The 11,695-nt window shown below is 61.3% G+C and carries 10 protein-coding genes; 7 read left to right on the top strand and 3 right to left on the bottom strand.

Annotated elements, in window-relative coordinates; translation table 11 throughout:
- The first annotated feature begins 31 nt into the window (after positions 1 to 31).
- Both AC1DRN_RS22730 and AC1DRN_RS22725 read left to right on the top strand, forming a co-directional pair.
- Positions 32 to 1,681 carry a GMC family oxidoreductase gene (locus tag AC1DRN_RS22730; RefSeq protein WP_223463753.1) on the top strand — a complete coding sequence of 550 codons (1,650 nt, stop codon included), beginning with the start codon at positions 32 to 34 and terminating at the stop codon, positions 1,679 to 1,681.
- A 153-nt stretch (positions 1,682 to 1,834) separates the two neighbouring features.
- Positions 1,835 to 3,457, top strand: coding sequence for an MFS transporter (locus AC1DRN_RS22725; protein ID WP_223463754.1), 1,623 nt, complete (start codon positions 1,835 to 1,837; stop codon positions 3,455 to 3,457).
- Positions 3,458 to 3,511: 54 nt separating this feature from the next.
- Here the strand turns inward: AC1DRN_RS22725 and AC1DRN_RS22720 are convergent, their stop codons facing one another.
- On the bottom strand, positions 3,512 to 3,880 hold the full coding sequence (locus AC1DRN_RS22720) for a DUF427 domain-containing protein (protein ID WP_223463755.1): 369 nt from the start codon (positions 3,878 to 3,880) through the stop codon (positions 3,512 to 3,514).
- 256 nt (positions 3,881 to 4,136) lie between these two features.
- On the opposite strand from AC1DRN_RS22720, the gene AC1DRN_RS22715 reads away from it, so the two are divergent.
- The 3 genes from AC1DRN_RS22715 (at position 4,137) to AC1DRN_RS22705 (ending at position 7,503) form a co-directional block, all read left to right on the top strand.
- Positions 4,137 to 6,083, top strand: a complete 1,947-nt coding sequence (locus AC1DRN_RS22715; protein WP_263289960.1) for a DNA topoisomerase III — start codon at positions 4,137 to 4,139, stop codon at positions 6,081 to 6,083.
- A 64-nt stretch (positions 6,084 to 6,147) separates the two neighbouring features.
- On the top strand, positions 6,148 to 6,651 hold the full coding sequence (locus AC1DRN_RS22710) for a GNAT family N-acetyltransferase (protein WP_223463757.1): 504 nt from the start codon (positions 6,148 to 6,150) through the stop codon (positions 6,649 to 6,651).
- Between the two features lie 522 nt (positions 6,652 to 7,173).
- Entirely contained in the window at positions 7,174 to 7,503 is a 330-nt protein-coding gene (locus AC1DRN_RS22705) for a hypothetical protein (RefSeq protein ID WP_032829393.1), read from the top strand.
- 188 nt (positions 7,504 to 7,691) lie between these two features.
- Here AC1DRN_RS22705 and cynR read toward each other — a convergent pair whose 3' ends face one another.
- Positions 7,692 to 8,573: a transcriptional regulator CynR gene (cynR, locus tag AC1DRN_RS22700; protein WP_223463758.1), complete on the bottom strand. Its 882-nt coding sequence runs from the start codon at positions 8,571 to 8,573 to the stop codon at positions 7,692 to 7,694.
- Positions 8,574 to 8,696: 123 nt separating this feature from the next.
- On the opposite strand from cynR, the gene cynS reads away from it, so the two are divergent.
- Entirely contained in the window at positions 8,697 to 9,164 is a 468-nt protein-coding gene (gene cynS, locus AC1DRN_RS22695; protein WP_223463759.1) for a cyanase, read from the top strand.
- Between the two features lie 61 nt (positions 9,165 to 9,225).
- Positions 9,226 to 9,885, top strand: coding sequence for a carbonic anhydrase (locus tag AC1DRN_RS22690; RefSeq protein WP_223463760.1), 660 nt, complete (start codon positions 9,226 to 9,228; stop codon positions 9,883 to 9,885).
- A gap of 61 nt (positions 9,886 to 9,946) precedes the next feature.
- Here AC1DRN_RS22690 and AC1DRN_RS22685 read toward each other — a convergent pair whose 3' ends face one another.
- Positions 9,947 to 11,449 (bottom strand): aldehyde dehydrogenase family protein, encoded by a 1,503-nt coding sequence (locus AC1DRN_RS22685; RefSeq protein WP_223463761.1) that lies wholly within the window; start codon positions 11,447 to 11,449, stop codon positions 9,947 to 9,949.
- Positions 11,450 to 11,695: the final 246 nt, after the last annotated feature.

Below are 11,695 nucleotides of genomic sequence, written 5' to 3'. Positions count from 1 at the left end.
AGACAACAAGAACAACAAAACGAGATCAGGGATGCAGACTTCTCTGGATGAATACGATTACATCGTGGTCGGGGCCGGGCCGGCCGGGTGTCTGCTGGCCAATCGACTGTCGGCCAACCCGCAACATCGTGTGTTGCTGCTCGAAGCCGGTGGCCGCGACAACTATGCGTGGATTCACATCCCCGTGGGTTACCTGTTCTGCATCGGCAACCCGCGCACCGACTGGTGCTTCAAGACCGAAGCGCAACCGGGCCTGCAAGGGCGCGCCCTGAGCTACCCGCGCGGCAAGGTGCTGGGTGGCTGCTCATCGATCAACGGCATGATCTACATGCGCGGCCAGGCTGCTGACTACGACCGCTGGGCCGCCGACGGCAACCCCGGCTGGAGCTGGCAAGACGTGTTGCCGCTGTTCAAACAGAGTGAAAACCACTTTGCCGGCGCCGCCGAATTTCACGGCGCCGCGGGCGAATGGCGAGTCGAACGCCAGCGCCTGTCCTGGCCGATTCTCGATGCGTTCCGCAGCGCCGCCGAACAAAGCGGCATCGCCAGCATCGATGACTTCAACCAGGGCGACAACGAAGGTTGCGGTTACTTCCAGGTCAATCAGAAGGCCGGCATCCGCTGGAACGCGTCCAAGGCCTTTCTCAAACCGGTGCGCCAGCGTCCCAATCTCACCGTACTGACCGGTGTCGAAGTCGACCGCGTGCGGCTGGACAATGGCCGCGCCTCGGCGGTCAGCGCCCGCTGGCAAGGCCAGGCGAAAACCTTCAAGGCATGCAAGGAAATCGTCCTCTGTGCCGGCTCGGTCGGTTCGCCCAGCATCCTGCAACGCTCCGGCATCGGCCCGCGTCCACTGCTGGAGCGGCTGGGCATAGGCGTCGCCCATGAGCTACCCGGCGTCGGTGGCAACCTGCAGGATCACCTGCAACTGCGGCTGATCTACAAGCTGGAAAATGCCCGCACCCTGAACCAGATTGCCGGCAGCCTGTGGGGCAAGCTGGGCATGGGCCTGCGCTACCTGTACGACCGCAGCGGCCCGCTGTCCATGGCGCCGAGCCAGTTGGGCGCCTTTGCCCGCTCGGGACCGGAGCAGACTTCAGCCAACCTCGAATACCATGTGCAACCACTGTCGCTGGAGCGCTTTGGCGAACCGTTGCACGCGTTCCCGGCGTTCACCGCATCGGTCTGCGATTTGCGTCCGCAAAGCCGTGGCCGGGTGGAAATCCGCTCCGCCGATCCGCAAGAAGCCCCGCTGATCCAACCCAATTACCTGAGCCATCCGGAAGACCTGCGGGTCGCCGCCGACGCCATTCGCCTGACCCGCCGTATCGTCGCCGCCCCGGCCCTGCGCGCCTTCAATCCAGTGGAATACCTGCCCGGCGACAGCCTGCAAAGCGAAGAACAACTGCACGAAGCCGCCGCGCGGATCGGCACCACGATCTTCCATCCGGTGGGTACCTGCCGCATGGGCAACGACGCCGACGCCGTGGTCGATGCGCAACTCAAGGTCCACGGCATCCCCGGCCTGCGCATTGCCGATGCCTCGATCATGCCGCGCATCACCTCGGGCAACACCTGCTCGCCGACGCTGATGATTGCCGAGAAGGCTGCGCAGATGATCCTCAATCCATCAGTAAACACATCACCTGTGGGAGCGGGCTTGCCCGCGATGACGGTGTGACATTCAACATCATTGTTGATTGACCCACCGTCATCGCGRGCAAGCYCGCTCCCACAAGGACAGCTCTTGATTCACGGACATCAAGCATCACCCCTAAAAGGAACACGCAACACCAGTGGAACAACAAAAACAATCACTGTGAGGGATACCGGTATGTCAGAGAACGTTCAAACCCTGGAAGCCGTGCGCAGCGCGGGCACCAGCCAGGAAACCCAGAAAGTCATCTTCGCCTCGTCCCTCGGGACGGTCTTCGAGTGGTACGACTTTTTCCTCTATGGCGCCCTCGCGGCGGTGATCAGCAAGCAGTTTTTCGCCGGGGTCAACGACACCACGGCATTCATCTTCGCGCTGATGGCCTTCGCCGCCGGCTTCATCGTCCGGCCGTTCGGTGCGCTGGTATTCGGTCGGTTGGGGGACATGATCGGGCGCAAGTACACCTTCCTCGCCACCATCATTCTCATGGGCCTGGCAACGTTCTGCGTCGGATTGCTGCCGACCTACGCCAGTATCGGCATCGCTGCACCGATCATCCTGGTGGTGTTGCGCATGCTCCAGGGCCTGGCCCTGGGGGGTGAATACGGCGGCGCCGCGACCTACGTCGCCGAGCACGCGCCCATCGGCAAGCGTGGCTTCCACACCAGCTGGATTCAATCCACCGCGACCCTGGGCCTGCTGCTCTCGCTACTGGTGGTGCTGGGCTGCCGCTACTTCACCGGTGACCAGTTCGAAGTCTGGGGCTGGCGCATTCCGTTCCTGTTTTCCATCGTGCTGCTGGGCATCTCGACCTGGATTCGCCTGAGCCTGCACGAATCGCCGGCCTTCGTGAAAATGAAAGAGGAAGGCAAGCTGTGCAAACAGCCGATTCGCGACTCCTTCGGTAAATGGGAAAACCTCAAAGTGGTGTTGATCGCGCTGTTCAGCATCAATGCCGGGCAAGCGGTGACCTTCTACGCCGCGCAATTCTATGTGCTGTTCTTCCTCACCCAGTTCCTGAAAATGGACCCGGCCGTGGCCAATGGTTTACTGATTGTCAGCGTGATCATTGGCGCCCCCTTCTTCATTTTCTTTGGCTGGCTGTCGGACAAGGTCGGGCGTAAACCGGTGCTGATGATCGGCCTGCTGCTGGCCACCGCGCTGTACTTCCCGATCTTCAAGACCCTGGCCCACTACGCCAACCCGGCCATCGACCAGGCCAGCCGCCAGGCACCGATCACCGTGATGGCCGACCCGGCCACCTGCACCTTCCAGTTCGACCCGGTGGGCAAGGCGAAATTCGATAGCCCGTGCGACAAGGTCAAGACCTTCCTGATCAAGCAGGGCCTGCCGTACCAGAGCGCAGCGGCCCCGGCCGGTAGCGGCGTACAGGTCAGCATCGGTGACGTGAAGATCGACGGTTTCGACGAAGCCGCCCTGCGCGGTGCCGTGACCCTCGCCGGTTATCCGCAACAGGCGGACATGCAGCAGATCAACAAACCGATGATCGTGGCGCTGATCGTCGCGCTGATCATCATCTCCGCGATGTGCTACGGCCCGCTGGCGGCGTTGATGGTCGAACTGTTCCCGACCCGCATCCGCTACACCTCGATGTCCCTGCCCTACCACATCGGCAACGGCTGGTTCGGCGGTTTCCTGCCGACGGTGTCGTTTGCGCTGGTGGTGTACACCGGGGACATCTTCTACGGGCTGTGGTACCCGGTGGTGATCACCGGGGTGAGCCTGGTGGTGGGGATGATTTGCCTGCGTGAGACACGCAACGTCGATCTCGACAAGAACTGAGGTTATGCATGTCGACGAGGGAGCTGGCTCCCTCGTCGCGGCGATCAGCCCCGATCAGACCTCGGCATCCAGCAACTCGAACTTCACTTGATCCGGGTAGAACGCCAGGTATCCGCGGATTTGCTCCACCGACACCTTGGGATCCTCGTAACTCCACACCGCGTTGGCGCCTTCATGCCCCGGCACCTGCAGGCTGAAATAGCTGGCATCGCCCTTGTACGGGCAATAGCTGGTGTGGTCGGTGCGGGCGAAATACTTCTCGTCGATGTCCTCTCGCGGCACGTAGTACACCGGCGGATAGTTGGCCTCCAGCAACACCAGGGCCCGCGCCGAGGCGGCCACCTGAATACCGTGAAATCTCACCAGCAGACAGCCGGGCTGCTCGGCGATGGTGATGACAGGACTAGGACCGGAGCTTTTCATGGAAAACGTTCCTCATGACGGTGATGGACCTGCAAATCGATTGTGGGAGCGTGGCTTGCCCGCGATGGGTTGCGCAGCAGCCCCAAAACCTGAGACCACGGTTTATCAGGTATAACCCAAGTTTTACCCTCGCGACTGCTTCGCAGCCGAACGGGAGCGACACACCAGGCTGTACATCCATACAGATAAAGATTGCTCCATCGCCCATCAGGCGCCATTCTGTGCACTTCTGACACATAGATCGACGATGGTGGTTATGCGGCTGTACCTCTGTGAAAAACCTTCCCAGGCCAAAGACATCGCGGCAGTCCTCGGCGCCCGGCGCCGGGGCGATGGCTGCTGGCTGGGAACGGACGTCACGGTGACCTGGTGCATTGGCCACCTGCTGGAAACCGCACCGCCGGATGCCTACGACGCCCGCTACAAGCGCTGGGTGCTGGCCGACCTGCCGATCATTCCCGAAAAATGGAAAATGACCGTCAAGCCGCGCACCGCCAGCCAGTACAAGGCGGTCAAGCGCCTGCTCGGCGAAGCGTCCGAACTGATCATTGCCACGGACGCCGACCGCGAGGGCGAGATGATCGCCCGGGAACTGGTGGAGCATTGCCGCTATCGCGGGCCGATCCGCCGCCTCTGGTTGTCGGCGCTGGACGATGCGTCCATCCGCAAGGCCCTCGCGGCCCTCAAACCGGGGAACGAAACCTTCAGCCTCTATCACTCGGCCCTGGGGCGTTCCCGGGCCGACTGGCTGATCGGCATGAACATGAGCCGACTGTTCACCCTGCTGGGGCGCCAATCCGGTTACCAAGGCGTGTTGCCGGTCGGCCGGGTGCAAACGCCGACGTTGCGCCTGGTGGTGGATCGCGATCGCAGCATCGCCGACTTTGTGCCCGTCCCCTATTGGGCCATCGATGTGCAACTGCTGCACAACGGCACCTCATTCACCGCGCAATGGCGCGCGGCATCCGACCTTTGCGACGATCAGGACCGCTGCCTGAATCAGGCGCTGGCACAACAGGCGGCGGCCGCCATGAGCGGTGCGGCCAGTGCGCGGGTGATCAAGCTGCGCACCGAACGGATGCGCGAAGTGGCCCCGCTGCCGTTCGACCTGGGCACCCTGCAGGAGGTCTGTTCAAAGAAGCTCGGCCTCGGCGCCCAGGAAACCCTCGACATCGCCCAGGCGCTGTACGAAACCCACAAGGTCATCACCTATCCGCGCAGTGATTGCGGCTACTTGCCCCTCAGCCAGCACAGCGAAGCACCGGCCATTCTGGCGGCGTTGCGCCAGGCGGATCCGGCGTTGAACGCCTTGCACGATCACCTTGATCCGCAACGGCGCTCACGGGCCTGGAACGATGCCAAGGTCAGCGCTCACCACGGCATCATCCCCACCGCTGCGGCAAAGAACCTCGACAAGCTGGCGGGCAAACAGCGTGCGGTCTACACGCTGATCCGCGCCCGGTATCTGGCGCAATTCCTGCCCAACCACGAATACGACCGCACCCAGGCCGACTTCGACTGCGCCGGCGAGGCTCTGCGCGCTGTCGGCAAGCAGATCATCGAGCCAGGCTGGAAACGCGCCCTGCCCGAAGCACTGGCTCCGGCCAAGGGGCGCGAAGCCCCGGCGCCGCAGACCCTGCCCAACCTGGCCGAAGGCATCGATTGCGCAGTGGCCGGCGTGCAACTCAAGGACCTCTGGACCCAGCCGCCGAAGCCGTTCACTGAAGGCGATCTGATCAAGGCGATGAAGAATGTCGCCAAACTGGTGGAGGACCCGCTGCTCAAGCAAAAGCTCAAGGACACCACCGGCATCGGCACCGAAGCGACTCGCGCGTCGATCATCCAGGGCCTGCTCGACCGTGGCTACCTGGTCAAGAACGGCAAGGCCCTGGCCGCGACGCCAGCCGCGTTCAGCCTGATCGATGCCGTGCCACGGGCCATCGCCGATCCGGGCACCACGGCGATCTGGGAACAGGCCCTGGACATGGTGCAAAGCGGGGAAATGAGCCTGGAAGAGTTCGTCACCAAACAGGCGGCGTGGATGAGCAAGCAGGTCAGTCGCTGCGCCGGGCTGAGCATGACCATCAGCGGCCCGCCGCCCACCGGTTCCGCCGCAGCCCCATGGAAGAAAAAACGCAAAGGCGCCCCGCGCAAACCAGCAAGCGGCACCAAGCGCAGGGCAAAGCCGGCAAGCAAGACTTAACCCTCGCCACAGGATACTCATCGCACGATCTATCCTTGTCTGACCGAGACAGGAGCCAACCCACATGTCCTCGATAGAACTGCACGCCGCCCAACGCGATGAACTGGAAACCATCGAGAACCTGATGCAGTTCTACACCTACGACTTCAGCGAATGGCTGCCGCTGAAACTGGGCGAATACGGTTTGTTCAACATCCTGCCCATGCCCGACTACTGGCGAAACCCGGCCACCCGGCCCTTCCTGATCAAGGTCGACGGTGAACTGGCCGGCTTCGTGTCCGTGGATAACCAGGTCCATCTACCCGGTGCCGACTACAACATCGGCTATCTGTTTGTCAGCCGACGCTTCCGTGGCCGGGGTGTCGCGCGATTTGTCGTTTCCACCCTCTTGAGCCGATTCCCCGGTCAATGGCAGATTTTCCACATCGAGGCGAACCAGCCGGCACGCCTGTTCTGGGCCGCCGTGATGCCGGGGCTCGACATTGGCGGATTCACCTTGCATCAGCAGGTGGTTGACCGCCATCCCTGTACTTTTTACCGCTTTGAGTGTCCGCCTTTGTCGTCCTGACCGACACGCCCTCGACTGCCCCGCTAATTCCTGACAGCATTGTCCGACAATATGTAGTGACCAAAAATAATCACTACAAAACCGTTGACGCCTCCGATTTGCCCTTGCATGATGCAGACGTCTCCCCGATCGGGAGTACAGGCAACACGTTTGAGCAAGCTCGTCTGACCGCCGAGCTGTTTTTCCCGGATACACGCTGCCCACAAGGCAGATTGAAGAAGCTGACCTGGCCTGAACGTCCAGTACAAGGGCGAGAAGTCTTGGCGAGCAATCCTCATGAAGCTTGTGGCCGACCCTGAAAACGTCGGCAGTGGCCTTAAGGTTTTCGCCGCTTCTCTTCGTTGTGACGCGATTGCGTAGCAGTTATTCAACACGACTACATGCAACAGACGCAGGACCCCGCCCGATAAGGCGGTCGAACGCTGACGTCCTGGTTTCGGTGCCAGGGATCAACTAACCGATGGGCTACCTGTATTAGCGAATCAACTTTGAAAGATCACCAATTGGTCAAGGGGCTTTATGATGAATCTGAACAATCAACCAACTATCGATGAACTGGCTCGTATCTTCGCTGCAAAGAAAGACAGCCACGACAACCATATTCTCTGGATCAGCAAGTGTGGCCAGGTTCATATCGACTGCCTGTCGCCGCACGCCCATGAAGCAGAGTTCGACCAGAACAACCAGAACCTGCTCGCCCGACTGAAGATGTACCGTCGCGGCCAGGGCTATGTCGGCAAGAAGGCCGCGGCCGACAAGGACTTCATCGGTAATGTTCTGCAAACCCTGAAACAGGCCTGGGCCTCGATGCAGAATCAGAACGAAGTTCGGGTGATTGACCGGTTCTACTAATTAAACAAGTCATTACTGACTGGTTAAAAACAAGGCCTGCTCCCAATTAGGAGCAGGCCTTTTTTATGCTTGAATAAAAACCAACTGTAGGAGCGAGCCTGCTCGCGAAGGCGGTGTATCAATTAGCATGGTTATATCTGACACACCGCCTTCGCGAGCAGGCTCGCTCCTACAAGGGTTTGCAGTGTTCAGGAAACACTCATCCCCAACACCAACTCCACAAACGCCACCGCCGCCGCACTGTGATAGTTGTTCTTGCGCCGAAGCAACGCGGCCCCACGCTCTGGCGCTGCGCCCTGCATGGACAATTTGCGCAACGCCCGATCCTGAGTAGCGATGGGTTCCGGCAGGATGGTGGCGATGGCGCACTGGCGGATGACTTCCAGCAGCGTGTTGACCGAATTCACTTCAATCACCACTTTCGGCCTGATGTGCGCCTGAGCGAAATACTCATCGATGCAGGTGCGGGTGATGTAGTCCGGGGTCAGCAGGGCAAACTCAAGCTGAGCCACCTCTTCAGCGGACAACGCGTCCTGATGTTCGTACAGCGGATGATCGCGCCCAACCATCAACCCCAGGGTTTCGGTAAAGGCCGGAATCGATTCGATGTCGGTGCTTCTCACCTGATCAAACGCAATCGCGATATCCAGCGAATCATCCGCCAGCCCCGCCTCGATCTCGTCCATCGAAAGCTCGAAAATCTCCAGATGGATGTTCGGGTAACGCGCCATGTAGTCGCGCACCAGCGGCCCTACCAGATAGGCCATGAAGGTCGGTGTCATGGCCAGGCGCAGGTTCCCGCGGGACAAATCCTTCACGTCGTGCAACGCACGCTTGCCCGCCTCCAGCTCCACCAGTACCCGCCGCGCGCATTCAATGTAAGCCTCGCCGGCATCGGTGGGTTTGACCGTGCGCGAGGTGCGGTCGAACAGACTCACGCCCAGGGATTCTTCCAGTTGGCGGATCTGCTGCGACAGGGTCGGCTGGGACACGTGCAGCATTTCGGCGGCGCGGGTGAAACCACCCTGTTCGGCCACCGCCAACAGATAACGTAAATGTCGAAGCAACATGGGATTCTCAATCTATAGGCAGTGCTTATAGCTTGCATTGTATATCGGTCTTGGACGCTATGGATTGATCGGCAGAAGATGGCCCCACACCCAAGCGGCACCCCTTCCGATAGGAGAATCACCATGCAACAGTCCCATGCCTACAACGACCCAAGCCTGGCCCTGACCACTTCTGTCCTTGATGCCAAGGCGCGCAAAAACCTGTCGTGGCAGGATCTGGCCGACGGCACAGGTTTGAGCCTGGCCTACGTCACCGCAGCCCTGCTCGGGCAACACCCGCTGCCGGAAAGCGCTGCCAAAGTGGTCGGCGACAAACTCGAACTGGACGCCGACGCCGTGGCCCAGCTACAGATCATCCCGCTGCGCGGCAGCCTCTCGGGTGTGCCAACCGACCCGACCATCTACCGTTTCTACGAAATGATCCAGATCTACGGCACCACCCTCAAAGCCCTGGTTCATGAGCAGTTCGGCGACGGCATCATCAGCGCGATCAATTTCAAGCTCGACATGAAGAAAGTCGAAGATCCGGAAGGCGGCTCCCGCGCCGTCATCACCCTCGACGGCAAGTTCCTGCCCCTGCGTCCCTTCTAAGTTGATACCGGCCCGCACGCCCCGTGCGGGCCGAACCCTGCTCATCCTTGAGGAAGCGATCATGAAAGCGCTCATCGACGGTTTTTTGAAGTTTCAGAAAGAAGCCTTTGCGCAACGCACCGACCTGTTCAAACACCTGGCCACCACCCAACATCCAGGCACGCTGTTCATCAGCTGTTCCGACAGCCGTGTCGTGCCGGAACTGCTGACCCAACAAGAACCCGGTGAACTGTTCGTGATCCGTAACGCCGGCAACATCGTGCCGTCCTACAGTCCGCATCCAGGTGGTGTATCGGCCACGGTCGAATACGCCGTCGCTGTGCTCGGCGTGACTGACATCGTGATCTGCGGCCATTCGGACTGCGGCGCCATGACGGCCGTGGCCAAGTGCACATGCATGGATCACCTGCCTGCCGTCAGCGGCTGGCTGCAACACGCCGAGTCGGCGAAAGTGATCAACGAAGGCCGGCCACATGCCAATGAAGCGGCCAAGGTCAGTTCGATGGTTCGGGAGAATGTCATCGCCCAACTGGCCAACATCCAGACACACCCGAGTGTGCGACTGGCCCAGGAAAAGGGCCTGTTGAACCTGCATGGCTGGGTGTACGACATCGAGACCGGTTCGATCGACGCACTGGATGCCGGCAGCCGGAGCTTCGTGTCGCTGGTCGAGCATCCGGGCACTTGCGCCGTATCGGCCAAGACGATCAAAGCCGCGTGATCAGAACCGCTGTTTGATCAAAAAAGTGACCGCCCTTGCAGCGGTCACTGGTTCCGTCAGCTCAGCGTTTGACGCCCAGATCGACCTGGGTCATGCGGCTGCGAATGGTGAACACGCCATCACCCGAGAGAATCGCACTGCGCGCAAACAGGCGCCCGCTCTCCCAGTTCGAAAGCCCCAGTTCCGGCTTGTTCAGCGCGTACTGGCCGTCGACCCAACGGGTGATGCCATTGCCGACAAAAGGCGCGTTGACCGCGTTGTAGAAACGCTCCTGGGCCTCGGCACTTTCACTGATCAAGGACACCGTGAATTGCGGGCTATAGCGATTGAACAAGGCAATGGCACCGTCCAGGTCGTCGACGATCTTCAGGCTGACTTCCGGGGTTTCTTCCCACTCCCATTCACGGCCCAATTGGTCTTCCGGCAACGGCTCGGCCTGTGCCTCAGTCTGATAGCCTTCGGCTCGGTACACCTGGACCGTTGCAGCCAGCCAGTCTTGCGGCAGGTGCGACTCGCTGCCTTCGACGATGTGCAGCTTGCAACCCTGCCCGCGTGCGGTGCCGGCCTGCTTGAGTGCGTCGAGGAACAGCGGCACCAGTTCAGCGGCACGGTCGCGGTGAATCAGGCAGACGTTCAGGGTGTTGCAGACCTTGCGGTCCAGGGAGTTGCGCACCACGGCGGCAAAACGCGGGGTGTCGGCATCGGCGTTGGCGATCAGCCACGCACCACCGGTGCCGTGCAGGCTGACCGCCGTGCCGGCCTGCTGTGCGATGCTGCCCAACTGGCTGACGGCGCGCCCCGAACCACGGGCCACTGCCAATGACAGGCGCCGGTCAGCGAACATCGCCCAACCGGCGGCGTGGTTGACACTTTCCACCAGCGACACCGCACCGGCCGGCAAGCCGGCGTCGCTCAGCGCAGGGTTCAGTGCGTGGGTGACGATCGCCTGGGCCGTGCCCAACGCATCACTGCCGATGCGCAGCACGGCGGTGTTGCCGGTGCGCAATACACCGGCCGCATCGGCAAACACATTCGGCCGGCCTTCGAAGACAAAGGCGACGATGCCCAGCGGCGAGACCACTTGCTCGACTTTCCAGCCATCGTGCTCGACGCAACTGATCACCTTGCCACGGCTGGCCGCTGCATCACGCCAGGCGCGCAGGCCGGCGATCATGTCGCGACGCATGCGCTCATCGGCCAGCAACCGGGTGGTCGAGCGACCGCGCGCCTTGGCCCGTTCGATGTCGGCCAGGTTGGCGGCCTCGATCAAGGCCCAGCACTCCGGGGTTTCCAGGCGTTGGGCAAACAGATCGAAGAAGGCGCTGATCGCTTGATCGGACACCGCCGACAGCGCGGTAAACGCCGCTTCGGCGCGCTCGATCGCGACGCTGGCCGCCTGCTGGTCCGCCACGGGGATCAGCAGCAACTCGCCACTGACCTGCTCCACCAGCAGGTGGTCACCGGGCTGGAAGCGTTGCGCCAGTTCGGGGCTGACGACAGTGACACGATTACCGGCGAAAGGGATGGGCGTGCCAGCGACTAGACGTTCGAGCGCAAGAGACATGAAACGGTTACACCATGCAATGGGCGGCCGAAAAATGTATAGCAATTTCCCTGTGGGAGCGAGCCTGCTCGCGAAGAGGCCATTCCATCCAACATCAATACCATCGTCGGATCGCCGCCCGAAGCAAGCTCGCTCCACAGGGGTAAGGGGTATGTGGTGACCGCTTACGTATCTCAGTGTATACAGCCCCGCCCCTGACACACCCCGCACTCAAAACCCTGCCACAACGACACACCGCAGATACAC

It is taken from the genome of Pseudomonas sp. P5_B3, from assembly GCF_056400405.1.
Note: the sequence above shows the minus strand (reverse complement) of the source record. Positions and strands in the feature narration are given on the sequence as shown.